Source organism: uncultured Bradyrhizobium sp. (assembly GCF_947648125.1).
Taxonomy (GTDB): Bacteria; Pseudomonadota; Alphaproteobacteria; order Rhizobiales; family Xanthobacteraceae; genus Bradyrhizobium.
Map to the genome: position 1 here is coordinate 124,337 of NZ_CANSMR010000016.1, position 25,536 is coordinate 149,872.

Below are 25,536 nucleotides of genomic sequence, written 5' to 3' on the forward strand. Positions count from 1 at the left end.
CCGCCTGCAAGGCGTTCAACCGACGCGGGCCTGATGGGAGACGGGCGCGGTCATTGTCGTCGTCTGATCCGCGCTGTTGTCTGTACCTGTGTCCGCAGCCTTGTCCGTCGCCTCGGCCGACGCGACGATGGCCGCAATGGCCGGATGATGCGCCGCCTCCGAGGCCGCAATGGTTTCTTGCGCCCAGCGGTATGAGGATTCGAAGATTTCCTGATGGCGGTCGAAATCGGTTACGTCGACGCCATCCGGCGTCGGCGGGCGCATCACCAGGTCGAGCGGCGTGGTCGGCAGCGTATCGTAACGCTGATGCGCGACGAGGCTCCGCCACAGCACGTTGACGGCGCTCGGCGCCGCCGGAAGCGCTTTCCTCCGGAACGGCGTCAGCAGCGACGCGAGCAGCTCCAGCCGCCCCGGCAGCGCGGCATAGTCGACGTCGAACATCTCGGTTGCCGGCTCGCCGAAATGGACCACCAGATTCGGCCCGCTCTTCAGCTGATGCATCTGCGCCAGCGGGACGTTGTCGACGAGGCATCCATCGACCAGCATCAGGCCGTCCCGCGTGTAGAACGGCGGCAGCAGGCCGGGGATGGCGCTCGATGCCCGCACCGCCTGCCAGAGCAGGCCGGTGCGGATCAATTCGAGACTGTGCGTCGAAAGGTTGGTCGCGACCGCCGCGAACGGCCGCCAGCAATCCTCGATCCGGCAGTTGTGGCCGTACTGATCGGCAAGCGCCCGATCGAAGGCCTTGTGGTCCAGCAGCGCGTAGCGCGGCCAGGTCGGGCGGCGGAAGCTGCGGCTGGAGACGAAGATCTCGTGCGTACCGCGCTCGAGATGCTCGGCGTCGTAATTCTTGGCAAAGCCCGCCGCCATCGCCGAACCGACGCTGGTGCCGACAAAGATGTCGAACATGGCGCCGCGCTCGCGAAACGCCTTGTAGACGCCGACATGCGCGGTGCCGAGACTGCCGCCGCCCCCCGCGACAAACCCGACGGCGCGGCCGCACAGGAAGCGCACCAGGCTCTCGATATCGATCTGGTCCTCGAGCGCGACATGGTGATGCATGAAGCAAGGCAGCCGCGCCAGCCAGGCCGCGGTGCCGCTGACCTCGTGTTGCCTGAAATCATGAACGCGAACCAGGCGTCGCGCCGACGCCGGATGCACGGCGCAGGCGAAGCTCTCGATCTCGGTGAGAACCGGCGGCGGGACATCGCCGCGGCAGGCGAACACGACGAGGTCGGCCTGGCGAATGGCCTTGCGCGCCCAGTCGGATGCTTCAGCACCACCGAAATAAGCCACCAGCGGCGCGTCGTACTCGATCCGGTTCAGCCAGTCGGCGACCTCCGATGAATCCAGCGCGCGGCCGGGAAACATCGCTTGAATGCGCGCGAGATCGACGATCTCGGCACCTGCGCCAGCAAGGCCTTCGCGCAACCGCTGTTCAAAGGCAGGCGGCACCGGCTCCCGTCCGCCCGCAATCAGCGCAACGGTGCGCGCCTTCGGTGACGCCCGGACGGGCAGCAGGCGTGCGGTCTGGACAGCAAACCGCTGCGCGAGCGCGGCAAGCAGTGCCTCGACGATGCCGGGCGCTTCCTGGACCAGCCTCGCATAGGCTGCGCGCGTCAGCACCAGCACGCTGGTATCGCGGATCGCGATCACGTTGGCCGTGCGCGGGATGTTGGCGAAGAAACCGATCTCGCCGACCAGCTCGCCGGCGCGAAGCTCCGCAATCGGCTCGGGATGATCGGTCCGGTGCACGGCGAGCGCGCCGTGCAGCACCAGGAACAATGCGTCCGAGGCGCCGCCCTGCTCGACCAGGAGCTCGCCACGGACGAGATCGCGCCGGGTCATCGCGCCAAAGGCGATCAGCCGCTGCTCGGCGCTGAGCGTTCGGAACAGCGCGAAGTCCTCGGACAGGTTTCCCCACGCAAACGTTGCGCTCGGCGGCACACGGTTCGATTGCATGGGCCGATGTTAGCGCCGCACCGCCGTCCCGGCGAGCGATATCACGGCGATCCCCGCGGCGCCCCGGCCGGCATTCCTTGGGAGCACTGCAACAGGAATAGCGATGCTTCCATTTCCTGCATCACCCGACCAGCTCCGGCCACGGCACGATGGTCGACTTCACCGTCTTCATCGCCATCGCGTCCGCGACCGCCTGCGCGACGCCGTCCTCGCTAAACGGATAGATCGTCTGCATGTCGAGCCACGGATATTTGTTGCGCGTGCGGTAGAGCATGTCGACGCCGAGCGGCAGGTCGTTGCCGGTAAAGCCCCAGGAGCCAAGCACATTGAGGTCCTTGGTGCAGATCCGGTGCCATGACGTATTGATCGAGCCGGCATCGGTGAACTGCCCCATCTCGACATAGGTGCCGCCGTCGCGCAGCATCTCGATGCCTTCGGGGCCGGCGGTCGGATGGCCGGAGCAATCCATCACGAGATCGGCGCCGAAACCGCCGACGATGTCGCGGACCGCCTTGATGCGCTCCTCCGGCGTCTTCAGCTGCTCGATATCGACCGTCGCCTCGGCGCCGAACTTGCGCGCCAGCGCCAGCCGCGGCACCTCCGGCGCGCCGACGCAGATCACGCGCCCTGCTCCCATCTCCTGCGCGGCCGCGACCGCGAGGATGCCGATCGGCCCGGAGCCCTGGATCACCACCGAGTCGCCCCAGCTGAAGCCGCCGGCGCGGGTGGCGCGGTTGAAGGCGCGAATGCAGGAGGTCAACGGCTCCGAGAGCGCACCCAGCCGCAGCGACATATCGTCAGGCAATTTGTAGATCTTGGTGCCGGGCAGCATGTCGAGATCGACATAGACATATTCGGCCCAGCCGCCCCACATGTGCGGCGCCTTGTCGAAGCCGAGATAGCGGCCGTAATACACCGGCGTCAGGCACTTGTTGGCACTCTCCGGATAATGGATGCAGTAATAGCAGCGGCCGCACGGCATCAAGGGCGGGATCATCACCTTCGATCCAACCTGCAGCGGCTTGCTCATGAAGTCTTCGGTGAACGCCTCGCCGCATTCGACGATCACGCCGCCGAGCTCGTGGCCGAGCGTGAACGGCCATGGCAGCGGCTTCGGCCAGTGTCCCTTCAGGATGTGCAGGTCGGTTCCGCAAACGCCGCAGGCGCCGACCTTGATCAAGGCCGCCTTTTTGCCGACATCCGGCCATGGCACGGTCCGGATTACAGGCTTGGCTCCAGGTCCGTCATGCGTGCAGACGCGGATCTGCTCCATCGGTTCGCTCTCCCTGTCCTTGTCATTGGGCCGGGTTCGGCCGCACCGACTTTAGGTCAGGACGATCGGGATGTCATGAACGCCTGTCATGTACAGACCTTGGCGGGACGACGCGCTTCAAGTCTTGACGGGAGTATTTTTCCGCAACGAAGCATCGATTTGTGAACGCCACTGAGGGCAAACAGGCTTGTAGCATTGCGGGGAACGACACCATGAATCCTGGTATCGAAGGTATCGTCGGCATGTACGTCAAGCTGGGCGAACTGGACACGCTGCAACGAATGAAGGAGCATCGGCAGAACCTGCTCGACCAATGTGTCGATACCGCGCATTTCAGCTTCGACGTGACCCGATCGATCTACAAGAGCGACCTCGAGGTGATCGAGGCCGGCATCGAGAGCCTCTCAGGCGAGGTCACCGGCCATGTCGACGTCTTCAACGAGAACCGGATCGCCGGCTGGGCCCTGTACGACCAGCACCCCGACAAACGGGTCACGATCGATATCTATTTCAACGGCGATCACGTCGCCGAAGTCGTCGCCGATCAGTTCCGCAAGGATCTTCTCAAGCTCAACAAGGGCGATGGGCACCACGCCTTCATGTTCGAGCCGCCAGCCGGGTCCTATCAGCCGCCTTTGCAGCTCGAGATCCGCGCGGCGAAACGTAAAGTGCTAAAGGCCGTGACTGTTGAACCGCCGGCGGTGACGGCCGAACCGGCCATGGACGCCGAAGCCGAGTAGCCCGCCGCGCGGCTTCGCACGGATCGTCATTTCATCGCGGTGCCGTCGGGCGCAAAGCCCTCGACCTTGTCCGAGATCACGAACGACATCAGGTCGTGCCCGATCACCAGCGGTCCCTGATAGGTCGTGCGCGTCCGCTTCAGCAGCACGTCTTCCGGCACGTCCTGCGTCGGCGGCTGGCTCGCGAACACGATGTGCGAGTAGACCGCAAGCTTCGGCCTGGCCTGCGCGAAGATCCTACCGGCCTCTTCCGGCGAGGTGTGATGGTTCTCGATCGCCCGATAATTCGGATAGGCCTTGAACAGGTCGGGATCGATGACCGCGACCTCGTGGATCAGGAGATCGGCGCCCTCGGCCGCCTTCGCCACCCGCTCGTCCGGCTTGGTGTCGCCCGACAGCACCACCTTCTTGCCATCATACTCGACGACGTATCCGAACGACGGCTTGATCTTCTCGCCGTGATTGACCTCGATCGCGGTGACCTTGACGCCGTTGCTCTCGTAGACCGGGCCCGGCACGATGTCCTTTGCCGCGAACGCGACGCCGGACGGCGGATAGTTCTCATCATCGATCCGGATGCGGATGTCCTCGGCGAACGCCTTGGTGAGATTCTCGGTCATCGCCACCGTGCCCTTCGGGCCGAAGATCACCATCGGCGTCTTGCGCGATCCGAACGGCGTGCCGATCCATCCGGTCAGCCACATGTCGGGAAGGCCCACGACATGGTCGGAATGCAGATGGGTGATGAAGTGCGCGGTGATCGCGCCGATCGGGATCTTCTTCTGGAACAGGCGGATGGTCGAGCCGCGCCCGAAATCGAACATCAGCTTCTCGGGCCCCGCTTCCACCAGCGTCGCGGCGCTGAAGCTCGAGAGCCGCGGCGTCGGCGTGCCCGTGCCGAGCAAGGTGACCCGCATCTCGGCGGCGCGTGCCATGCCGCCGCCGGCGAGGATTGCCGCAACGAGAGCAAACCAGAATTTCAGTCGCATGATCGAACGTCTCCGCCCCAAGCGCGTACTAAGCCGATGAGCTTGTTAAACCACGACAGGCTAGGTGAAGTGGCCGGAGATGCCAATGTCGGCTGCGACATGACGGACGCGCGCGGCGGATTGACAGCAACGGCCGCTCCATCCAAACCTGCGGCACAATTTCAGGTTATGGAATGAAGCTGCAACCCGGGTCCGAACGCATCTTCGCGGACGACAGCACCGACCCGCTCGACGGGCGCGTGCGATGGGCGCCGGCAAAGTCGCTGTGGCTCGGCAGCATGACCGCGGTTGCGATCGTGTTCGGGCCACTGCTGTTCTCGTGGAGCGCATTCGCGCTGTTCATCGTGACCAGCGCGATCACGCTGTGCTTCGGCCATTCGGTCGGCATGCACCGCCGCCTGATCCATACGAGCTTCGACTGCCCGTCGTGGCTCGAACGCTTCTGCGTCTATCTCGGCACGCTGGTCGGAATGGCCGGCCCCTACGGCATGGTGCGGTTGCACGATTTCCGCGACTGGGCGCAACGCCAGGCGGCGTGCCACGCCTACTCCCGCCACGCCGCCGGCTTCTGGCGCGATGCCTGGTGGCAACTGCATTGCACGCTCGTGCTGAAACACCCGCCGGTCTTCCACCTCGAACCGCGGCTTGCAAACGACCGCTTCTATGCCTTCGTCGAGCGAACCTGGATGTGGCAGCAATTGCCCTGGGCCTTGCTGTTTTTTGCGATCGGTTCGTGGAGCTGGCTGGTCTGGGGCATCTGCGTCCGGGTCGCCGTCTGCGTCACCGGTCATTGGCTGATCGGTCACTACTCGCATCGCAAGGGCGGACAGACCTGGATCATCGAAGGCGTTGCCGCCCAGGGCTACAACGTCGGCATCGCCGGGCTGATCAGTATGGGCGAGAGCTGGCACAACAATCACCACGCCTATCCCGGCTCCGCCAAGCTCGGGCTGTTGCCGGGTCAGATCGATCTCGGCTGGTGGCTGATCAAGGCCTTCGAGGTAACCGGGCTCGCGAGCAACATCAAGACGCCGGACAAGCTTGCGCCCCGCCCGGGCTCGCGCCGCGTCGACAACGCGGGTAACGCTGATGCGGTCGCCGGGACATAGCGACGGTGGGTTTGTGGGTTGGGCCACAGACATCGAACCGGATCTGGAGGAGACTATCCAAGCCGCAGCGCGATGGTTCGGAGAACCTCATGCGGCATCTGAATGAGCCTAACACCCCTGGCCACGGCGCACGCGAACTTCACTTGTCACTCTCGCTCCGTGTCCGGGTTCCCCTTCACAACCGTAACGCCCTGTTAACCCTATCAGCCTTACGGTCGTCGGGGCTCCGAATGGACGGTGGCCGGGTTGTTGTGATGTCGTTTGCACAAAAGAAAACTACCGTCGTCCCCGTAGCCGAGGAGCGGCGGCGCTTCCAGCGCGTCAAGGTGCACCTGCTCGGCCGCTACATGCTGCCCGACCGGCGCGAGTTTCCCTGCCAGATTATCAACATGTCCCCGGGCGGCCTCGCCTTGCTGGCGCCCGGCATCGGCAATGTCGGCGACCGCGTGATCGCCTATCTCGACCATATCGGCCGGGTCGAGGGCCGCATCACCCGCATCATCGACAACGGCTTTGCGATGACGATCGGCGCCACCGCGCGCAAGCGCGACAAGCTCGCCGCCCAGCTCACCTGGCTCGCCAACCGCGACATCCTCAATCTGCCCGAGGATCGCCGCCACGACCGTATCGTGCCGCGCAACCCGATCGCCCTGCTCACCCAGGAAGACGGCACGCGGATGACCTGCCGCATCATCGACCTCTCGCTGTCCGGTGCTGCCATTGCGGCGGAGAACCGCCCGCCGCTGAAGTCGCTCGTGATGCTCGGCCGGGTGCAGGCCCGCGTGGTGCGAAATCTCGAGGAAGGCTTCGCGCTCGAGTTCGTCCACGAGCAGTCGGCGGAAACGCTCGAAGAGAGCGTTACCGCGAGGTAAAGCGAAAAACCGCTCAAGACCCCGTTTTCAGCCTGCGAAGGCGGCCTCCGGTGCACCGGTGGCCGCCTTCGACGCGTTCGGCCCGGCGAAATCGGCGGTTAACGGCGCGAACGTTTCGCGCAACAAACCGCGCTGGCACAACGCTCGCCGAGTTAATGCATAAAATTTGAATCAATTGCAGTTGTTTCAAATTTTACGCGAATTCGATTCAAGTAAAGATCGAATTTTCCGCAGCTTTTACCAGTATTCGCGTCAAATCTACTTTGCGTACTTAGCGGCGGCGCAAAAGCTTTGTGCGAAACGTGGTCCCAACAAGAAGAACGGGGGCCACGATGTTTGGGTTCAGGGGACAGGGGAAAGGTTTGGCGGTTGCCGCCATTCTGTTAGCGACGTGCGTGTCGGCCAAGGCCGGCGACGTGGTCTACGCCAGCCTGGGTGACGTTGCGCGTTCGCCGATCGGCTGGGTCGAATTCTGCGCCGACAATCCCGCCGAGTGCCGCGGCGGCAAGACGCAACCACGCGACATCGTGTTGTCGCAGACCGCCTGGCGCGACCTCGTGCGGGTCAACAAGTGGGTCAACGAATCCATCAAGCCGATGACCGACATGGATCATTGGGGCGTGATCGAGAAATGGTCGTTGCCATCAGACGGCTACGGCGACTGCGAGGACTACGTGCTCCTGAAGCGCAAGATGCTGATGGACGCCGGCTGGCCGCGCGAGGCGCTGTTGATCACGGTCGTCCGCGACAAGAAGGGCGAAGGCCACGCGGTGCTGACGGTGAAGACCGACAAGGGCGAGTTCGTGCTCGATAATCAGAACGAGAGCATCGTCGCCTGGACGGAGACCGGCTACCGCTTCGTCAAGCGGCAATCGCAGAGCGATCCCAATGTGTGGGTCTCGCTCGGCGACAACCGCCCGGCAGTTTCAACCGCAAGCTCGCGCTGAGCGGCAACAAGGAATCGAGTTCGCGACCCGGTCACATCCCCACCCCTCCCCGTCCCAGACCGGTTCGCGCGCGGCCAGGCTTCCCCCAAAGCCTGGCCGCAACCTTTTGCGGGGTACGGCGGCGGCCGATCAGAAGAAGCGATCGAGGAACGCCGCCGTCTTGTCCGTGATGCCGACGATCTTGTTGGTAGCCTGGCGATAGAATTTGAAATTGAGCTCGGTCTCGGGCCGGCCGTCGTCCCAATCCTTGAAGCGCCTGAGCGCGTCGCGTCCGAGCGGCCGCTTCGCCAACGCCACACGCCTGACCGCGATGCTGACCCGCGGCGTCTGCCTGGCGATGCGAGGCTTGCGCGGCACCGGTTCGGCTGAGGTCACGACCGCGCGGGCGATCAGGCCCGTGCCGCCCTCGTTCTCGCTCGCGAACACGAACACGATGTCGTCGGCCGCGATGTGCTTGCCGCCATGCATGGTCTTCTGCGCAGTGAAGACGAACGCCTTCGCACGCGGTTCGGAGATCTCGGTCTTGATCGCAAACGCCATCGCATGCCCTGCACCGGCACGCTCGGCCATCCGGCGCCCAGGCTTGACATCCTAGCATCCGCCCGATTGAATTGAATTCAATTCAACTAGCGGACGAACTGACGATGAGTGCAACGAGCCAGGGGACACGCGAGCGGCTGCTATCGGCAGCCCAAGAGGAGCTGATCGAAGGCCAAGGGCATCTCGAGATGCAGGCCGTCGCGCGACGGGCGCAGGTCTCGGTCGGGCTCGCCTATCACCATTTCGGATCGAAGGCCGGCCTGATCGCCGCCGTGGTCGAGGACTTCTATGAACATCTGGATGAGGCCGCATTCGGCGGCGCCAAGCTGTCCGCCAGCAACTGGGCGGACAGGGAGAAGGCGCGGATCGGCGCCTATGTCGCGTTTCACTATGAGCACCCGTTTGCGCCGCTGGTGATCGGACCGCTGAGCCGGGCGCCCGAAGTGCTTGATGTCGAGACCGGCTTCACCAGCCGCCAGCTAGCAGGCGGTGCGCGCATGCTGGAGGCCGCGCAGCGCGACGGGATCGTACCCGGCAACCTCGACCCTCACCTCACCATCGCGCTGATGATCGGCGGCATCCGCCAGGCGTTGATCGGTGCGCTTACGGCCGACCGGCGACCGGATCCGGCAAGGCTGACCGGCGACATCTGGGCCTTCATGGCCGCGGCGCTGCGCCTGACTGCCAAGTCCCCGCCGGTGAAGTCAAAAGCCACGCGGCGCGGCCGCTTCTAATGTTCAACTATAACCCCAAGGTCGGTGGCCATCTTGTTCAACCCGCATGATTTTCACACGCCGCAATCATCCTACAGCAAGCCGGATCTGCTGCGCTCGAGCACGGGCGGCTATTTCGGCCCCGGCAATGCGCAGCTGCCGGCGCCACCGATGCTGATGATGGACCGCATCACCGACATCGGCATCGACGGTGGCGCCTTCGGCAAGGGCCATGTCGCCGCCGAGCTGGACATTGCACCGGACCATTGGTTCTTCGCCTGTCACTTTGCCGGCGACCCCGTGATGCCCGGCTGCCTCGGTCTCGACGCGATGTGGCAGATCATCGGCTTCTGGCTCGGCTGGTCGGGCTCGCCGGGCAAAGGCCGCGCGCTTGGGGTCGGCGAGGTCAAGTTCAGGGGCCACATCACGCCGGACGTCAGGCTCGTGCGCTATGAGGTCGACATGCGTCAGGTCAGGCGCGGCCGGCTGGTGCTGGGCATCGCCGACGGCCGTGTGCTCGCCGACGGCGCCTGCGTCTATCTGGCGAAGGACATGAGGGTCGGCCTGATCGCGCCGACGGGCTGAGCCACGGACGCGTGCCGGACAGTCCCGTTTTGAGGCAGAAGCCCCGGAGTTTGCGGCGAGTTTTGCACTCCCCCCGCCACCTGCTTGAATCCCCGGGGGTTTTGCCCGCATCGCGGTTGTGCTATTCGAAACCTTTCAATTGATGTCCGGTTCTGGTCGCATGGTCGAACTTGCCCCCCGGAATGCACAAGCCAGCAGCCTGATCGGCGTGCAGCCGATCGCGATCGGCGCCGTGGCGCTGGTGCTCGTGCTGTTCGGGATCGGCTCGATCGCGCTGTGGCGCGCCTTCAGCGGCAACGTGCCGGAGACCGACCGGATGGTCGCCGTCCGTCAATTGCAGGCGCGGACCGCACAGGTCTCCGAGGCCCTGGTGGAAAAGACCAAGGGCATGGAGGCGACCCAGCAGGAATCCATCGACCAGTTGCAGGAGGTGCAGGACCAGCTGCTGGCCATGCGTAAGCAGTTCGCCGCACAGCAGGCCGACGCCAAGAAGCTCTCTGACCAGGTCGCCGCGCTGACCGAACAGGTCGAGGGCCTGCGCCAATCGCTCGCGAGCGCGCAGGCTAATGAGCCGGCCGCCGAGCCCGAGCCGCGCAAGCGGTCGAAGGCCGCCCGGAGCGCCAACCGGAAGCGCCGCGGATCGCGCGGTTGAGGACCGATGACAGCCGAGCGCCCCGTCACCGGCCCGGCCATCAAAAAGCGCCAAATCCCGAACAACATCAGGACCTAAGGTGGAACTTCCAGCTCCAGGCCTGCCGATGGCAGCCTCGCATGAGTGCCCGTTACCGTGAATTAATCCGGACTTTGTGAACTGGTTCACATATCCGACTTCGAATCCGAGTCATCTTTAATCACCGGATGGCGTGAGCCGATTTCAATATCCGGGGCTGGCAAGGTCGTTGACGGTATACTACGTCGACGGCCTTGTTTTTTGTGACCGTGAATTCCCGATCTCTGGATTGCTGACCCCGAAAACGCGCCGTGCTGAGCCACAGCTCCGCACGCGCAATGTCGCTGCGGCTGAAGCCGCAGCGATCCGCGTTGCCGCCTACTTGGTGCGGTCGCGCAGGACGCGATCGCTTCGCTGCCGCAGCCGTGCAAGCTTCGGCTCGAGCTCGTGGAGCATGTAGACGAATGCGACTGCGAGGCCCGAAACAACAACCATGAACAGCAATGTCAGATCAGGAATGGTCAGCATCTCTGATATCCTCTGAGGCCCGGCTCCAATCGTAGCCGGACCGTTTGTTTTCGCGACGCGTTCACACACAGACTGCTGCAATGCGCTGCAAGCCGCGTACCAATGCGCGACGGCCCCGACATCAAGACGCCGAGGCCGTGCCGATCATTCCAACACCATCAGCATGGCGATCCGATGGACCGGCCATGCATCAGCAGATGTCTCAGTTGCAAACCTGCACCGGTCGCACCTGCCAGCCATACGGCGTCAGCATGCGACGACGCACGACATAACAGCCGCCGTCACCGTAACCATCGCCGTAGCCATACCCGTCGTCGTAGCCGTAACCGGCGTAGTACGGGTTGCCGTAGTAGCCGTCATAGTAATCGTAGGCGCCGTAGCCCAGGCCGAAGCCGATCGCGGCCGCGGCGAACGGATAGCCCCAGCCGCGCCGATGCCAGCCTCCGCCGTGCCAGCCTCCACCATGCCAGCCGCCGCCGTGCCAACCGCCACCGATCGCGGCCGACCGGAAGCCACCGCCCGCGCCCATGGCGCGGAAGGCGCCGCCGCCACCGTGGAAGCCGCCAAAGCCGCCACCACCGTGGAAGCCACCACCGCCGTGGAAACCGCCACCACCAAAACCACCTCGAGCCGACGCGGCATCGACCGTGAACAGGCCGACCGTGGCCGTCGCCAGCAAGGCAATCATCGTTTTACGCAACATCACCCGTCACTCCTCTTTCCAAGGCTTTTCCTTGCAAGCCTCCTCCGCCGCGTCCCGCGCATGCTAACTCAATGTAGGACCGTGGCTTCGACCGCGCGCTCATGTCGCGCTCACTTCTGCGCGACCCGCGTTCATCAAGGCGCAGCCGTCAAAAGTTAGCAGCCGCGGCAGATGCCGTTGACCCGGCGATCGACCGTCCTGTTCTCGTCGGCGATCGCCTTGTCGAAGCTTTCGCTCGACGCCGAGCCGGTGGTGACGCCCTCACCGGAGTTCAGCCGGCTGGACGGTTGAGCGGTGCTGGGCGGCGGTGATGCGAGTTGCGGCGACGTCGGGCCGGCTGACGAAGGGCTGCCGCTCCTGGTGCCGGTGCCTTGAGCAACGGTAATGGTGGGTGCCAGCAGAATCGCGATTGTCGCTGACGCGACGGTGACGGATAATTTGCGCATGGCAATTCTCCCTTGCGGATATCAACGGGTCCGCAAAACGCCGGTTCCCACAGGCGTTGGGGCAATACAGTTTGGGAGCAATGCAATTTGCGCAAGCTGATCGAGTTTGACGACGATACTGCCGACAAGCTGAAGCAGCTTGGGCGCGACCGGATGGCGACGTTGCAGGAGCTCGCGGACGAGGCCTTCGCCGACCTGCTCAAGAAGCACGGTATTCCGATCGACCTGAAGGATGCGCTGCGCAAGAGCGCAAGACTTCAGGAAGCAGCGAAACCGCGGGAGGCGGCAAGGCAAGCCCCCGCGACAGCGAAGGGCGCACGCAGCCAGGGCCGGAAGCGATGAGCCTTCAGCCGATCTTCTTCAGCCCGGCTTTGTACTGCGGGCCTCTGATCGCGTAGGACTTCGCCGGCCGCGACAACGCCTCCGCCTGTGCGGCGTCCAGCGTGCGCACCACGCGTGCGGGCGCGCCGATGATCAGGGAATTTTCCGGAAACTCCTTGCCCTCGGTGATGACGGAGCCGGCGCCGACGACACTGCCGCGCCTGATGCGCGCACCGTTCATCACGATCGATCCCATCCCGATCAGCACGCCGTCTTCCAGCGTGCAGCCGTGCACGATCGCATTGTGGCCGATCGTGACGTTGTTGCCGATGGTCAGGGGAAAGCCGGGATCGACATGCAGGGTCGAATTGTCCTGGACGTTGGAGCCTTCGCCGATCTCGATCCACTCATTGTCGCCGCGCAGCACGGCGCCGAACCAGACGCTCGCCGCGGATTTGAGGCGCACCTTGCCGATCACGACGGCATTGTCGGCGATGAAGTAGCTGCCGTCGGCGGGAAGATCGGGCCCCTGCCCGTCGAGTTCGTAGATCGCCATGGAGGTCTCCCTGGAGCGTTTTCGAGCGAAGTGGACACCGGTTCGCGTGAAGAAAACGCGTCGAAGCTCAGATCAGGGTGACCTTGGCACAGCGGACGATACCGTTTCAAGCAAGCACGCCATGATCCGGACACGGATCAGGATCCGGCGCGGATCACCCGATCACGCCCGCAGCGCGCAGCGTCATCACGAAGAAGGTGCCGGACATCAGGCTCCAGAAGCCGGAAATGACGGTTGCCATCATCACGAACTCGAAACGGCGGCGCTCGATGCGCGCACCACGCAGCGTGTTGCGCATGATGATGAACGGTGCGGCGAAGACGAGAAACGGGACCGCGGCGAAGGTCCTCGGCGCCACGCCCTCCTGCAGCAGGCCGAAGCCGGCCGGACGCTCCGCCATCGCCTGATAACCGCTGGCCAGCGCGCCGGCGAGCGCGAAGCCGATGAAGAGCGAGAACAGGGAATTCAAGGTATCGGGCGACATCGGGACTTCCGCTACGCAACAGGCCACTCACCCTGCTTCGCAGAATTGGCGGCGGGCCGCCACATCATCCTTAAGGAAAGGTTAACCGGGGGCGCCCGGCGCGGCGTTTGCGCATGGCCATTCGCTGCGGGATTCCATTGGAATCGTACGGAAATTCCGCGTCACGTGGCATATTCGGCAGGTGATTCGGCCACTCCCGACCTGCTCTTTGCCTCGCTCATGACGCTACTCTCGACCGCCCAGCATCTCGCCCGCGACACCCGCCGCAATCCGCGCGCGCATCTCGCTCCGATCATCGCCTCGGCAGTCATCGCGGCCGGTGCGATTGCGCTCGTCGCCTATCTGCTGTGGCCGACCTATACGACCGTCCCGCCGAGCGATCCGTCGCGGCTGCCGGTGAGCGTCGGCGGCACGCTGTTCAACGTGCCGACCATGGCGGTGCGCATGAAGATCCAGCGCCACTCCGGGCCGCAGGAGCGCGTCGATCTGAGCTTCCTCTATCCGTCACTGGAGGCGCCTGCCGCGCCGAAGCACTACAGCGCCGATACGGTCGAGGACAAGGTGCAGCCGATCGACAGGATCTTCGTGTCGATCGCGGCACATCACGATTCACTGGCGCCGGACATGCGGCTGCGCACGATCTATCCGCGCTATCTCGACGAGCGTACGAACACCGATGACGGCCTGACGGCGCGCGCGTTCCGCGACGGCACGCCCTATGGCGGCGAGGACCTGTTCACCGCGACCGAGCCGCAGCTGATCGCGCGCTGTACGCGCGATACCTCGACGCCCGGCATGTGCCTGAGTGAGCAGCGCATCGAGGGCGCCGACCTGACCTTCCGCTTTCCACGCAGCTGGTTGGCGCAATGGCGCGACATCGCCACCGCGATGAACCGCCTCTCCGCGCAGATGCACAGCGCGAAGGGGTAACGCCGTCATTGCGCCGGAGCGACGCGCGCTCCGCGGGTTCCTCGCAATGACGGCCTTAAGCCGTTCAGCCCTGCTCGCCCAGATCTTCTTCCAGGATGGCCATCTGGAACTGGAACGAGCGATCATCGTCCTCGTCGTCGACGAACAGCACGCCGATGAACTCCTCACCGATATAAACCTCGGCCGAGTCGTCCTTCTTGGGCCGCGGCACCACGCGGATCTTGGGATTGCTGAACACGCGTTTGAGATACGCGTCGAGCTTCCTGACTTCCTGAACGTCCACAGCCGTCTCCAATCGGGTCGATGATTTTCGGGGGAGTTTTAGGACGAGACGGCAAAGATCGCCAGAGCCTTTTCAGGCTTTGGCGACGTGATGTTGCGCACACGCTAAAGCGCGGTACCGATCAGAAAGCGAGTGAAATCAAAGCCCGATCGCGTTGAGCATCTGATCCATGGTGCGCGACGGCTCGGCACAGCCGGCCTCGCCGACGATTTTCGCCGGCACGCCCGCGACCGTGACGTTGTGCGGCACGGGCTTGACCACGACGGAGCCCGCCGCGATCCGCGCGCAATGACCGATCTCGATATTGCCGAGGATCTTGGCGCCGGCGCCGATCAGCACGCCGTGGCGGATCTTCGGATGGCGATCCTCATTCTCCTTGCCGGTGCCGCCGAGCGTGACGCCATGCAGGATCGAGACATCGTCGTCGATGACAGCGGTCTCGCCGCAGACGAAACCGGTGGCGTGATCGAGGAAGATGCCGCGGCCGATCCTCGCCGCCGGATTGATGTCGGTCTGGAACACCGCCGACGAGCGGCTCTGCAGGTAGAAGGCAAAATCCTTGCGGCCCTTCTGATAGAGCCAATGCGCGAGACGATGGGTCTGCAGCGCGTGGAAGCCCTTGAAGTAGAGCAAGGGATCGATGAAGCGCGAGGTCGCCGGATCACGGTCATAGACGGCGACGAGATCGGCGCGGAAGGCGTTGCCGATATCGGGCTCATCGCGCAATGCCTCGCCATAGGTCTGGCGGATCAGGTCGCCCGACAGCGCGGCGTGGTCGAGCCGATCGGCAATGCGATGGACCACGGAATCTTCCAGGCGCTCATGATGCAACACGGTCGCATAGATGAAGGATGCGAGCTCCGGCTCGCGGCGCAGGATGTCTTCCGCCTCGCCGCGGATTCGATCCCAGATCGGATCGAGTGCCGCGAGCTTGCTCCCCTGCGGATTGACCTGATGAACTGCCATAGCTGCTCTCGCAATTCGGTTGTTCTGATGTGCGTTATAGCACGGTGACCCCAGCGCGTCCCGGGACGGCTCGGTACGGTAAACCCCAGCCGAACGCCCCCGCGCCGATGTCTAGGGGAATTGGTCGGGATTTTGCCGAAATCAAGCCGCGCTTCTGCAACTATTGGCGGATTTCGTCCCGAGTGTGGTTTTGGGCATGGTCGGCCCCAATAAAAGGGGGAAATACCATCAATACCCGGACGTTACGTGGGCGCCTGACCGATGCACGGTCGGTCTGGATCGCCACCATTGCCATTCCCCTCCTGCTGCTCGCGCCTGCCTTCTGGAACGGCTATCCGCTGCTCCAATGGGATACCGGCGGCTATCTGGCGCGCTGGTACGAGGGCTATCTGGTGCCGAGCCGGTCGACGGTATTCGGCATCTACCTGCATATCGGCGAGACATCGGGCTTCTGGCTCAACCTCGGCATCCAGACCCTGGCAACGCTGTGGATCCTACAGCTGACCCTTCGCATGCTCGAGCTCGCCCGGCCGGTCCGGCTGATCGCGATCAGCCTCGCACTGATCGCCACCACCGCCCTGCCCTGGCTCGCCAGCATGCTGCTGACGGACATCTTTGCCGGCCTTGCGGTGCTCGCGCTCTACATCCTCGTCCTGCACGGCGAGCGGATTTCGACGCTCGAGAAGGCGGTGCTGTTCGGGTTCATCGCGTTTTCCGCCGCCACGCACAGCGCGACGCTCGCGGTGCTGCTCGGTCTATGCTGCGCCGGCTGGATGCTGCGTCCGTGGCTCGGCCGCCGCGTCCCGGTCGCGGGGCTCATGCAAGGCAGCCTGACCATCGTCACCGCCGCCGTGATGCTGCTGGCGGCCAACTTCGCGCTGTCGGGACAACTTGCCTGGACACCCGGCGGCTATGGCGTCGCCTTCGGCCGCATGCTGCAGGATGGCATCGTCGCGCAATATCTGCGCGATCATTGCGCCAAGGAGAACCTGAAGCTCTGCCCTTATCGCGACGAGTTGCCGCCGACCGCCGACGACTTCCTGTGGGGTCACAGCATGTTCAACACGCTCGGCCGCTTTCAGGGACTGAATGACGAGATGGGCCGCATCGTGGTGCGCTCGCTCGCCGAATATCCGACATGGCAGGCCAGGGCGGCGCTGAAAGCGACCGCCGACCAGCTGATGGATGTCGCGACCGGCGAAGGCTCATCGGGCTGGATCCCGCATACCTACGGCATCATCGAGCGCTATATTCCCAAGCAGGTCGCGCCGATGCGCGCCGCGCGGCAACAACAATGGGCCCTCGACTTCACCGCGATCAATCGCATCCACGTGCCGGTCGCGCTGGCCTCGATGCTGCTGGTCGTGATCCTGTTCGGCCGCGGACTGTGGCAGCGGCGGCTCGACGATTTGACGCTGCTGGCGGGCACGGTGACTCTCGCTCTGCTCGGCAATGCCGCCGTCTGTGGCGTGATCTCGGGACCGCACGACCGCTATGGCGCACGCATGGTGTGGGTCGCGACCTTCGTGGTGTTGATCGCGGCGGCGCGCGCCTTCGCCAAGGACGATGCCGATGATGATGCCGACGAGCTATTGTCGTTGCGACAGGAAGTCGATGACGCCGGTCTTGTAGACCTTGTCACCGACCGCCCGCATGTGGTCGCGGTTCGGAATGTCGAGCACCTGCGAACCCGGAATGATCCGGCCGAGCGCTGACGCCGAGCCTGCGATCTCATCGTTGGTGCCGACCGCGATCAGGACCGGCACACCGATGCCGGCGGCCTCCTCGCGCGTCATCAGGCGGCGCGAGCCACGCAGGCAGGCGGCGAGCGCGCGGCGGTCGGAACGGGTCTGATCGGCGAAGGCGCGGAAGGTGCGGCCGACCGGATCGGTGACATCGTCGAGCGACGGCGCCTCCAGCGCCAGGGCGACGGCCTCGCCGGGGCCGCCGCCCTCGATCAGCCCGATGCCGATGCCACCGAGGATCGCCGAACGCACCCGCTCGGAATTCTCACGCGCCAGGATCGCCGTCATCCGCGAGCCCAGCGAATAGCCCATGATGTCGGCGCGCGCGATTCCGAGATGATCCATCAGCGCGATCACGTCGCTTGCCATGGTCGCGATCTCGTACTGCGCGGCATCGTAGAGCTTGGCGGATTCACCGTGGCCGCGATTGTCGAGCGCGATGACGCGCCGGCCGGCCTTGACGAGCTCCGACACCCAGGTCGGATAGATCCAGTTGACGTTCTTGCTCGACGCGAAGCCGTGCACGAGCACGATCGGCTCGCCCGCGCCTTCGTCGATATAGGCAATCTCAACATCGCCGTGGTGGAAACTCGGCATCTTCGATTCCGTTTTTTGGATTTGGATTTGGGATTTGCGATCGACCGGCGACCGCAAGCTTAGCGTGAAACCTAGCCTTGGGCGGGCATACTCGCCAGCGCGGCCTGCGCGGTCATCTGCCGCTTCAGGCGCAGCGCCTTGCTGCGTCTGAGCCACCATGCCGTGGCTCGCTCGGTGGTGGCCTTGATCGACGACAGGAAGCCGAACAGCGCGAGCAGCGCGCCGAACAGCCACATCGTGAGATTGAATGTGCCGGCCACGAGCAGCAGCGCGCCGCGGCCGAGCAGCTTGATGATCGCGCGGGTCTGGCCGCCCTTCACCTCGGCGATGCGGGCCGCGCGCGCGATCTCCTGCGGGTTCTCCGCGACCTTCAGCGTGTCCCGCGCGGCACGAACCCCGGCCGCCTCGCCGATGCGCCCGACGTCCTTGGCGACGCGCACCAGCGCACCGGCCTTCTCGGCGCGGAACGCCGCGCGGATCGCGGTTGCGGTTTCCGCCGGCCGCAGCACCGAGCCGGATGCGACCGCATCACGGAGCGCCGGCTGATCGACCACCTCGCGGGTCGAGCGCCCGGCCCATTCGATCATCCCCTCGCTCAGCCGTCCGGCCTTGCGCGTATCCTTGACCAGCGTCAGTCCGGCGCGCAGCGGCGCGGCGCCGCCGACCGACACATAGGTGGCCGCAGTCACGGCGAGCCCGGCGGCGGCAAGGCCAAGCACCAGTCGGTCAGTGTCCTCGCCCATCACGAGGTGCTTACCCTCGCGCACGACGTCCCTGACGTCACCGAACACGAACAGATCGCCCGCGACGGTGCCGGACAGGCTCGCGACATCGTCGGCATTGCCGGTCACGAGGCCGGTGGCAAATCCCTTGGCGAAATGCGTGGTGGACGACTGCTCGGCACGCGCATCGTCGACACGCTTTGTGAGTTCATCACCGAGCGCGATGTTCTTCTCGCTTGCGAGCGCGACAAAGCTGGTCGCAAGATCGGCATCGCCGGAGGCGAGTGCCGCCTCGATATTGTCCGATATCAACGCCGGGTTGTTGCGCAGGACGGAATTGAGCCTGAGGTCGGCGAGTGCAGCCGGATCGTTCCGCGCTGACAGCACCGTTCCGGCGTCCCGGGCGTGTGGCCAAATGGCCGCGCCCACGGCAGCGCTCGCTGCCAGGCCGGCCACCGCAAAACTGAGGCGCACCCCGTTCATTCCGCTAAAAACCTCTAGTTTTATTCGCCTTGTTCAGTTCGCTTGGAAATGGTGTGCCGTTTTTGCGACACAACGGCTCCGACCAAAGAAGGGCTTCTCTGGGACGACAAGATTGTGTCGAATTTGCATGAGCAAATGAGCCATCGGGGCTCTAGGAATCAACTGTTCCCGCCAGTATGGTGCGCGGCATTTCGCGATGCCGCATGCTGTTGATTGCGTCTGCCCATCGTTGCCACCAAGGTGAGAATATGTCCGACCACGTCGTCCCGCACTTCCATAACGATGCCGGTGTCACGGTGATCGAGATCGGGTCGCAGGAGTTCATGTGCGTGGGCGCCAACCCTCCGTTCGACCATCCGCACGTGTTCCTCGACCTCGGCAACGACAGCGAGATCATCTGCCCGTATTGCTCGACGCTCTATCGCTTCGCGTCCGACCTCGCTGCCGGCGAAGCGCGGCCGCCGGAATGCGTGCTGAAAGACAAGGTCGCCTGACCGCTCCGTGGCGCTGACGCGAACCGTCATCGTTGCCGGCGCCGGGATCGGAGGACTGACGGCGTCGCTGACCCTGGCGGCACAGGGCTTTCGCGTCGTCGTGCTGGAAAAGGCCGAGCGGCTCGAGGAAGCCGGCGCCGGCATCCAGCTCTCTCCCAATGCCAGCCGCATCCTGGTCGGACTCGGACTCAAGGAACCGCTGGCGCGGCGTGCGGTCACGCCGGAATCCGTCAACATCCTGAGCGCGCGGGCCGGTGGCGAGATCGCGCGGATGCCGCTCGGGCAGGCCGCCGAGTTCCGCGCCGGTGCCCCCTATTGGGTGATCCACCGCGCCGATCTGCAGGCCGCGTTGCAGGCCGCCGTCAACGACCATCCCGATATCGATCTGCGGCTCGGCTGCCAGTTCGAGGACGTGACCAAGCACGCCAAGGGGCTGACGGTGGTGCAGCGCCGCGGCAACGCACGGCAGGAGGAATTGGCGGTTGCGCTGATCGGCGCGGACGGCATCTGGTCGTCGGTCCGCGGACATTTGTTTCCGGATGTACAACCGCAATTCTCCGGCCTGATCGCCTGGCGCGGCACGCTGGACGCGACCGCCCTGCCGCGTGAATACACCGCGCCGCGCGTACAGCTGTGGATGGGGCCGGACGCACACCTCGTGGCCTATCCGATCTCGGCCGGACGGCAGGTCAACGTGGTCGCGATCGTGTCGGGCACCTGGAACCGGCCGGGCTGGAGCGCGCCCGGCGACGTCAACGAGATCAAGGGCGCGTTCGCCACCGCGCGCTGGCCCGCCACGGCGCGGATGCTGATCGGCGCGGTCGACGGCTGGCGCAAATGGGCGCTGTTCACCCTGCCCGACATCGGCCGCTGGAGCGAAGGCGCGGTGACGCTGCTCGGCGACGCCGCGCATGCGATGCTGCCGTTTGCCGCGCAAGGCGCCGGCATGGCGATCGAGGATGCGGCCGTGCTCGCCAAGGCCCTGGCCGACTGCACCGGCGAAAACACCGCAGGCATTCCCACCGCGTTGAAGCGCTACGCCAAGATGCGGCGCGGGCGCGTCCTGAAGGTGCAGCGGATGGCGCGGCAGCAGGGCCGCATCTATCATTTGAGCGGCCCCCTGGCGATCGCGCGCGACCTCGCGATCCGCACCATCGGTCCGCAGCGCATGCTGGCGCGGCAGGACTGGATCTACGACTGGCGCGCCTGAGCCGAGCGCGCCGGCGCGCGCACACAGCAACGGTTGTTCTGGAAACGTTGACCTAGTGAACGAGGCCTCGCGGCGCGCGCGGGCCCTTTGCACCCGGCGCAGGCGCCGCAGGTGCGGCCGCCGCAGGAGTGTCCGGCGGGCTCTCATGGCACTTGTTGGCGCGCCAGGCCTGATCCGCCAGCCTCTGCTGGGCGTGGATCGAGATCAGCTCATTGCGATAGACCATCTCGGAGACCACGGTACCACCGACGCCGGTCTCCGCCTTGGCCATCAACTTTTCCTGATCCGTCGCGCGGGTTGCGAGATTCTTGCGCTCGGTCTCGAGCTGCTTGCAATCATACAAATCGTATTTGGCGGGATCGGCGAAGGCCGACGGCACGCTGTCGCCGATCTGCGCGCAGCCGGAAACGCCCGCAGCCGAGGCGAGCAGCGCAACGATGGCTGCCGCGCGCGACAGATTTGGGCGGCGTGGAAGACGAACAGACATTCAGCTTTCTTAGTCCGACAGGGTTGAGATTGCCTAAAGCAGCCGCCGGTGTCCGGATTGAGGCTCAATCGCGGCGGCGCGCCGCTTATCCCAATGCTCGGCCGCCGAAGCAAATGGAATTGAATGCCGCAGGTTAAGCCCTTGAAAAGCGCGCCTGGTAGCAGCGGATAGCGCAGCGCGGGGCTAAGCCAAGGCGCCGACGAGATGGGTCGCGGAATTCTATCGCGGACGGCACACTTATCTCGGCATCGACACGATTGCGTTTTCGACGATCGAAAGCGCAGAGCTGCTGCGCAGCGTGCTGCCAGGTTTCGCCGGAGGCTTCCTGCGCCTCTATCCGATCATCCCGTCCTCGATCTACCCGCTCGCTGAGACGAAGGCGGCCTACGCCGCCGTGATCGGATCATCGCGCAACTGCGTCGTACTGCGACCGGGAGCCTGATCCACGCACACGGAAAATAGCGGCTTGAGGTCGGCCAGCCATCAGGCCGGCCTCATCATTCCCGCTCGGCGTTCATCGCGGTCTTGACGCGCTGAACAGGCATCGCTTGAGCCCGATCGGGGAGCTCGATCACGGACGGCTGCGTTACTTCTGCTTGTCGCCGACGCCCTTGGCGGCCTGCTCGATGACCTTTGCCACGGCCTCCGGCTTCGAGACGTACACGGCGTGGCTGCCGGCCTGATCGACGGTCTTGGCACCGGCGCGCTTGGCCATCATCCGCTGCGCGTCGACCGGGATCATCTTGTCGTTGGTCGCCACCAGATACCAGCTCGGCTTGCTCTTCCAGGCCGGCACGGACGCCTCGCCATTCAAGGCGGCGACACCCCAGGGGACCTGCGAGTCAGCCATGAATGCCGCGACATCGGGCTTCACATCGGCCGCGAACGCGGCGGCGAACTTCGCGTGATCGAGCGACAGGAAGCCGTCCTTCGGCGGCAGGATCGGCGGCACCGGCGCGCCGGGAGCAGGATTGGCGATCAGCTTGCCGACCGATTCACCCTGGTCGGGCGCGAACGCTGTGATGTAGACCAGCCCCGCGACCTTCGGATCGGTGCCCGCTTCGGTGACGACGACGCCACCATAGGAATGACCGACCAGAATGACATTGCCGTCGGCGGCGGCGATGGCGCGCTTGGTGACGGCAACGTCGTCGGCCAGGGAGGCGGTCGGGTTCTGGACGATGCTGACCTTGTAGCCGTCCCTCTTCAGGATCTTGTAGACGCCTTCCCATCCCGAACCGTCGACGAAACCGCCGTGGACGAGGACGATCGACTTGACCGGGACGGACTGAGCCTGGGCCGCGGGGATCGTGGCGGTGGCGAGGCCCAGCGACGCGCGGCGGCGAGCAATTTAGTGACAACAGACATTGTAGTTCTCCTGGATGTTTATTTCGCGATAATCTTTATCGCGATAATTATCGTATAGTCGACCTCGATTTGCTTGTCCAGATATTTTTTATCGCGATAATTATTTTTGTGATATGTTGGGCAAATCACATCGAAAGGGCCCCTCCCATGCCAGATCCGGGACCAATTCCGCTGGATAGCCAGCTTTGCTTCTCGCTTTACGGCACGACCATTGCGATCAACCGTGCCTACAAGCCCCTGCTCGACGGCCTCGGCATCACCTATCCGCAATACCTCGTTCTCAGCGTGCTCTGGGAAAAGGACGGACAGATGATTTCCGCAATCGCCGACCGGCTCGCCCTCGAACCCAGCACCATCACGCCGCTGGTCAAGCGACTCGAAAGCGCCGGCTTTGTCGTACGCCGACGCAGCGAACAGGACGAACGGCAGGTCGGAGTCCACCTGACCGACAGCGGCAAGGCGATGCAATCGCGCACCGGCTGTCTGACCGATACCTTGCTCGAGCGGTCCGGCCTGACGGTCGACGAACTCATCTCACTCAACAAGCGCGTCCAGGCGCTTCGCAACGCGTTGACGAATTCAGGAAGGGGCTAGCGGACAAGCCGCGCTATTATCCCGGCGTTTGCCCGGCTGACGACGAAGAGCTAGAAGATGCGCCCGCCGGGTTTTGTCCGGAACAGAACGAAACCAGATTTGGAAAACCGCCGAGGGATTTTGGAAAACTTCTCGGTCTAGATTGCGAAAATTCAATAGAATCATGCGGACGTGGCGGAACTGGTAGACGCAAGGGACTTAAAATCCCTCGACGGCAACGTCATGTGGGTTCGAGTCCCACCGCCCGCACCAAGCCTGTTGCGCACCGCTGCTACTTCTTGGCCTTCGCCTTCTTTGCCTTGGCCTTCTTCGTCGTCCTGGCCTTGGCTTTCTTTGCCTTTGCGGCCTTTGCCTTCTTCGCTGATTTCTTGGCTGACTTCTTGGCCGATTTCTTCGCAGCTTTCTCGGGCGCCTTCTTGACCGCTTTCTTCTTCGAAGCCCCACCAGCCGCGCTGGGCTGTTGCGCCGCGCCGCCACCGCCTCCACCGCGCGTCGGACGCGGCGGCACCGGCTCTTCCATCCAGAAATCCAGCTCCTGCTCCTTGCCGCCGCCGGGCTTCCAGCCGTCGAGCGAATAGATCTGATCCGGATTGCCGCCGCTGCCGAGATATCCGCGCCAGGAATAGTGGTCGTAGACGCCGTTGATGTGCAGCGCATAGGCCTGGGCAAGCTGCTTGTTGCCGCTGACGATCACGAGATTCTCGTCGTTCTTCTGCGAGGCGGCGACCGAGAAATTGTGCGACCCGGTGATAACGGCGCAATTGTCGGAGAACGGATCGACCACGATGGTCTTGGAGTGAACGATCGCGATCATCCCCGCGTTGCGGATCTGCTGGACGCTGAATTCGACGTCGGCCCATGAGGGCTCATTGGTCGCGCTCACGCCATGCGGCAGCTGGACGTCGTCATGAAAGGATTGCTGCGGCGCGCCCGATTTGACGACCTGCCCGCCGACCGAAACAATGTCGCCGTTCTTGCTGGGCATCATGGTCGACACCACGCCGCGGACATAGATGTCGTTCTGCTGTGCGCGGTCCAGCAGCGCATCCAGCAGCGGCGATTGACCCGGCATGAACATCAGAAACAGCGCGCCGTCCTTGGCGTTCTTGATCAGGTCCAGCACCGGCTTGAACTCCGCCTCGCCGTTGGTCGCAGCGAAGTAGACCGAAATGTTGCTGTCGCTGGTCGGAGTGGAATTCGACGTCTTCAGCGCGGGCGGCATGGCGTTGCCCGCGGCGACCAGCTTGCCCCACTGATCGAGATAGCGCTTGGCGATCACCGCATTCTCGATGATCAGCACGTTGTTGAGCTGCGTGCACAGCCCCGTGGTGGTCCAGTTGGTGCTGCCGGTCAGCACGCGGATGGCGTTGCCATGCGCGTCGCTCTCGACAACGAACTTGTTGTGGACGCTGGGCGACGACCTGCCCGCATTCGACAGATCGCGATGCTTGACGGTCAGGCCGGCGCTGCTGAGTTCGCCCGCGATGTTCGGCTTGGTCGCACTGCCATTGCCGAGCAGGACGTTGCCGCGGCTGCCGAACGGCTTCAGCGCGCCGACCAGCTCCTCGTCATTCATCTCGTAGATCGCAGCATGGATCTGGCTGCCGCGGAGATCGGCATCGTGCAGGAAGGCCAGGATCTCGTGCAGGGCGTCGCCTGAAAGGTAGCGCCGCGCCTGGTTGGCCGGGTCGGATAGGCCCTTGACGAAATTGCGCAGCGAGTCGTCGGACGTATCCCCCTGCACGAAGCGACTGACGATCTGGGACATCAGGGTGCCGCGGTTGAAATAGGCCGACAAGCCGCCGCCCGCATCGCCCGAAGCGACGGCCGGCGTCGTCCAGGCCGACACCGAGGCGGCATCCGGCGTGAACGTCCCGTTCGCGCCGCTCTTCATCGCGGTGACGCGATACGAGACATTGTCGGTGTCGACGACGCTGTGATCGGTCCAGATGCAGCGCCGGAACGGCGATTGCGTCGAGGAGATGCCGGCGTCCGCCACCGGCTTCTCGCCGGGCTTCGGCGGAATGCGGTTGGACAGCACTGTCGTCTGCTGCGTGATGTTGTTGCGCCGCTCGAGCTGGAAACCGACCCAGTCGTTGGACCAGGTGTCGGGCTGCCAGGCGATCAGGATATCATCGGCGTTCGCGTAAGCCTTGACATTGATTGTCATCGCAATTTCCCCGAGGCTGGGTATCGGCCCGTCGGACAATACTCCGCTA

Annotated in this window: 28 protein-coding genes, 1 tRNA gene and 1 pseudogene; 14 read left to right on the forward strand and 16 right to left on the reverse strand. The window is 64.5% G+C overall.

The genetic code is table 11. The features are described 5' to 3' along the window. Positions 1 to 15: 15 nt before the first annotated feature. Together Q0030_RS25800 and Q0030_RS25805 are read right to left on the reverse strand one after the other, a co-directional pair. On the reverse strand, positions 16 to 1,962 hold the full coding sequence (locus Q0030_RS25800) for a cyclic nucleotide-binding and patatin-like phospholipase domain-containing protein (protein ID WP_298373278.1): 1,947 nt from the start codon (positions 1,960 to 1,962) through the stop codon (positions 16 to 18). Between the two features lie 121 nt (positions 1,963 to 2,083). Next, entirely contained in the window at positions 2,084 to 3,235 is a 1,152-nt protein-coding gene (locus Q0030_RS25805; protein WP_298373281.1) for a zinc-binding dehydrogenase, read from the reverse strand. A gap of 212 nt (positions 3,236 to 3,447) precedes the next feature. On the opposite strand from Q0030_RS25805, the gene Q0030_RS25810 reads away from it, so the two are divergent. Continuing rightward, positions 3,448 to 3,975 carry a hypothetical protein gene (locus tag Q0030_RS25810; protein ID WP_298373283.1) on the forward strand — a complete coding sequence of 176 codons (528 nt, stop codon included), beginning with the start codon at positions 3,448 to 3,450 and terminating at the stop codon, positions 3,973 to 3,975. 26 nt (positions 3,976 to 4,001) lie between these two features. Here the strand turns inward: Q0030_RS25810 and Q0030_RS25815 are convergent, their stop codons facing one another. Beyond that, the gene (locus Q0030_RS25815; RefSeq protein WP_298373285.1) at positions 4,002 to 4,964 is read right to left on the reverse strand and encodes an MBL fold metallo-hydrolase; all 963 of its coding nucleotides are present in this window, start codon (positions 4,962 to 4,964) and stop codon (positions 4,002 to 4,004) included. A gap of 173 nt (positions 4,965 to 5,137) precedes the next feature. On the opposite strand from Q0030_RS25815, the gene Q0030_RS25820 reads away from it, so the two are divergent. From Q0030_RS25820 to Q0030_RS25830, 3 genes are all read left to right on the forward strand, one after another. Continuing rightward, complete coding sequence (locus Q0030_RS25820) at positions 5,138 to 6,073, forward strand: acyl-CoA desaturase (protein ID WP_298373288.1); 936 nt, start codon at positions 5,138 to 5,140, stop codon at positions 6,071 to 6,073. Between the two features lie 254 nt (positions 6,074 to 6,327). Then, entirely contained in the window at positions 6,328 to 6,945 is a 618-nt protein-coding gene (locus Q0030_RS25825; RefSeq protein WP_028336124.1) for a PilZ domain-containing protein, read from the forward strand. 332 nt (positions 6,946 to 7,277) lie between these two features. Beyond that, entirely contained in the window at positions 7,278 to 7,892 is a 615-nt protein-coding gene (locus Q0030_RS25830) for a transglutaminase-like cysteine peptidase (RefSeq protein WP_298373299.1), read from the forward strand. A 129-nt stretch (positions 7,893 to 8,021) separates the two neighbouring features. On the opposite strand, the gene Q0030_RS25835 is transcribed toward Q0030_RS25830, so the two are convergent. After that, on the reverse strand, positions 8,022 to 8,462 hold the full coding sequence (locus tag Q0030_RS25835) for a hypothetical protein (RefSeq protein WP_298373302.1): 441 nt from the start codon (positions 8,460 to 8,462) through the stop codon (positions 8,022 to 8,024). A 74-nt stretch (positions 8,463 to 8,536) separates the two neighbouring features. Here Q0030_RS25835 and Q0030_RS25840 point away from each other — a divergent pair, with 74 nt between their 5' ends. The 3 genes from Q0030_RS25840 to Q0030_RS25850 all read left to right on the forward strand — a co-directional run bounded on the left by Q0030_RS25840 (position 8,537) and on the right by Q0030_RS25850 (position 10,382). After that, complete coding sequence (locus Q0030_RS25840; protein WP_298373304.1) at positions 8,537 to 9,166, forward strand: TetR/AcrR family transcriptional regulator; 630 nt, start codon at positions 8,537 to 8,539, stop codon at positions 9,164 to 9,166. A gap of 33 nt (positions 9,167 to 9,199) precedes the next feature. After that, positions 9,200 to 9,730, forward strand: a complete 531-nt coding sequence (gene fabA / locus Q0030_RS25845) for a bifunctional 3-hydroxydecanoyl-ACP dehydratase/trans-2-decenoyl-ACP isomerase (RefSeq protein ID WP_298373307.1) — start codon at positions 9,200 to 9,202, stop codon at positions 9,728 to 9,730. 160 nt (positions 9,731 to 9,890) lie between these two features. Then, positions 9,891 to 10,382, forward strand: coding sequence for a hypothetical protein (locus tag Q0030_RS25850; RefSeq protein WP_298373310.1), 492 nt, complete (start codon positions 9,891 to 9,893; stop codon positions 10,380 to 10,382). A gap of 396 nt (positions 10,383 to 10,778) precedes the next feature. On the opposite strand, the gene Q0030_RS25855 is transcribed toward Q0030_RS25850, so the two are convergent. The 3 genes from Q0030_RS25855 to Q0030_RS25865 form a co-directional block, all read right to left on the reverse strand. After that, positions 10,779 to 10,928, reverse strand: coding sequence for a hypothetical protein (locus tag Q0030_RS25855; protein WP_298373313.1), 150 nt, complete (start codon positions 10,926 to 10,928; stop codon positions 10,779 to 10,781). A 202-nt stretch (positions 10,929 to 11,130) separates the two neighbouring features. Next, complete coding sequence (locus Q0030_RS25860; protein WP_298373316.1) at positions 11,131 to 11,631, reverse strand: hypothetical protein; 501 nt, start codon at positions 11,629 to 11,631, stop codon at positions 11,131 to 11,133. A gap of 155 nt (positions 11,632 to 11,786) precedes the next feature. Next, on the reverse strand, positions 11,787 to 12,077 hold the full coding sequence (locus Q0030_RS25865; protein WP_298373319.1) for a hypothetical protein: 291 nt from the start codon (positions 12,075 to 12,077) through the stop codon (positions 11,787 to 11,789). Positions 12,078 to 12,164: 87 nt separating this feature from the next. Here Q0030_RS25865 and Q0030_RS25870 point away from each other — a divergent pair, with 87 nt between their 5' ends. Then, entirely contained in the window at positions 12,165 to 12,419 is a 255-nt protein-coding gene (locus Q0030_RS25870; protein WP_298373322.1) for a hypothetical protein, read from the forward strand. A gap of 4 nt (positions 12,420 to 12,423) precedes the next feature. On the opposite strand, the gene Q0030_RS25875 is transcribed toward Q0030_RS25870, so the two are convergent. Together Q0030_RS25875 and Q0030_RS25880 are read right to left on the reverse strand one after the other, a co-directional pair. Next, positions 12,424 to 12,954 carry a gamma carbonic anhydrase family protein gene (locus Q0030_RS25875; RefSeq protein ID WP_092115174.1) on the reverse strand — a complete coding sequence of 177 codons (531 nt, stop codon included), beginning with the start codon at positions 12,952 to 12,954 and terminating at the stop codon, positions 12,424 to 12,426. A gap of 154 nt (positions 12,955 to 13,108) precedes the next feature. Further along, complete coding sequence (locus Q0030_RS25880) at positions 13,109 to 13,438, reverse strand: hypothetical protein (RefSeq protein ID WP_092115175.1); 330 nt, start codon at positions 13,436 to 13,438, stop codon at positions 13,109 to 13,111. A gap of 219 nt (positions 13,439 to 13,657) precedes the next feature. Here Q0030_RS25880 and Q0030_RS25885 point away from each other — a divergent pair, with 219 nt between their 5' ends. Continuing rightward, complete coding sequence (locus Q0030_RS25885; protein WP_298373331.1) at positions 13,658 to 14,368, forward strand: hypothetical protein; 711 nt, start codon at positions 13,658 to 13,660, stop codon at positions 14,366 to 14,368. A gap of 64 nt (positions 14,369 to 14,432) precedes the next feature. On the opposite strand, the gene Q0030_RS25890 is transcribed toward Q0030_RS25885, so the two are convergent. Both Q0030_RS25890 and cysE read right to left on the reverse strand, forming a co-directional pair. Continuing rightward, on the reverse strand, positions 14,433 to 14,651 hold the full coding sequence (locus tag Q0030_RS25890) for a DUF3126 family protein (RefSeq protein WP_050406403.1): 219 nt from the start codon (positions 14,649 to 14,651) through the stop codon (positions 14,433 to 14,435). A gap of 138 nt (positions 14,652 to 14,789) precedes the next feature. Next, a complete protein-coding gene (gene cysE / locus Q0030_RS25895) occupies positions 14,790 to 15,617 on the reverse strand; it encodes a serine O-acetyltransferase (RefSeq protein WP_212309873.1) in 828 nt (275 codons plus the stop codon). Between the two features lie 227 nt (positions 15,618 to 15,844). On the opposite strand from cysE, the pseudogene Q0030_RS25900 reads away from it, so the two are divergent. Further along, positions 15,845 to 17,167 (forward strand): annotated as a pseudogene (locus Q0030_RS25900) (hypothetical protein); the annotation flags it as partial. Positions 17,168 to 17,206: 39 nt separating this feature from the next. On the opposite strand, the gene Q0030_RS25905 reads toward Q0030_RS25900, so the two are convergent. Both Q0030_RS25905 and Q0030_RS25910 read right to left on the reverse strand, forming a co-directional pair. After that, the gene (locus tag Q0030_RS25905; protein WP_298373337.1) at positions 17,207 to 17,959 is read right to left on the reverse strand and encodes an alpha/beta fold hydrolase; all 753 of its coding nucleotides are present in this window, start codon (positions 17,957 to 17,959) and stop codon (positions 17,207 to 17,209) included. Between the two features lie 71 nt (positions 17,960 to 18,030). Further along, a complete protein-coding gene (locus Q0030_RS25910) occupies positions 18,031 to 19,164 on the reverse strand; it encodes a hypothetical protein (RefSeq protein ID WP_298373339.1) in 1,134 nt (377 codons plus the stop codon). 248 nt (positions 19,165 to 19,412) lie between these two features. On the opposite strand from Q0030_RS25910, the gene Q0030_RS25915 reads away from it, so the two are divergent. Together Q0030_RS25915 and Q0030_RS25920 are read left to right on the forward strand one after the other, a co-directional pair. Then, positions 19,413 to 19,658 carry a zinc-finger domain-containing protein gene (locus Q0030_RS25915; protein WP_298373342.1) on the forward strand — a complete coding sequence of 82 codons (246 nt, stop codon included), beginning with the start codon at positions 19,413 to 19,415 and terminating at the stop codon, positions 19,656 to 19,658. Positions 19,659 to 19,665: 7 nt separating this feature from the next. Further along, complete coding sequence (locus Q0030_RS25920) at positions 19,666 to 20,868, forward strand: FAD-dependent monooxygenase (protein WP_298373344.1); 1,203 nt, start codon at positions 19,666 to 19,668, stop codon at positions 20,866 to 20,868. A 52-nt stretch (positions 20,869 to 20,920) separates the two neighbouring features. Here the strand turns inward: Q0030_RS25920 and Q0030_RS25925 are convergent, their stop codons facing one another. Next, complete coding sequence (locus Q0030_RS25925) at positions 20,921 to 21,355, reverse strand: twin-arginine translocation pathway signal (RefSeq protein WP_298373346.1); 435 nt, start codon at positions 21,353 to 21,355, stop codon at positions 20,921 to 20,923. A gap of 586 nt (positions 21,356 to 21,941) precedes the next feature. Next, complete coding sequence (locus tag Q0030_RS25930; RefSeq protein WP_298373455.1) at positions 21,942 to 22,664, reverse strand: alpha/beta hydrolase; 723 nt, start codon at positions 22,662 to 22,664, stop codon at positions 21,942 to 21,944. A 206-nt stretch (positions 22,665 to 22,870) separates the two neighbouring features. Here Q0030_RS25930 and Q0030_RS25935 point away from each other — a divergent pair, with 206 nt between their 5' ends. After that, positions 22,871 to 23,317, forward strand: a complete 447-nt coding sequence (locus Q0030_RS25935) for a MarR family transcriptional regulator (RefSeq protein ID WP_298373457.1) — start codon at positions 22,871 to 22,873, stop codon at positions 23,315 to 23,317. 165 nt (positions 23,318 to 23,482) lie between these two features. Next, positions 23,483 to 23,569, forward strand: a tRNA-Leu gene (locus Q0030_RS25940). A 19-nt stretch (positions 23,570 to 23,588) separates the two neighbouring features. Here the strand turns inward: Q0030_RS25940 and Q0030_RS25945 are convergent. Beyond that, positions 23,589 to 25,487 (reverse strand): phospholipase D-like domain-containing protein, encoded by a 1,899-nt coding sequence (locus Q0030_RS25945; RefSeq protein ID WP_298373347.1) that lies wholly within the window; start codon positions 25,485 to 25,487, stop codon positions 23,589 to 23,591. Between the last annotated feature and the right edge of the window lie 49 nt (positions 25,488 to 25,536).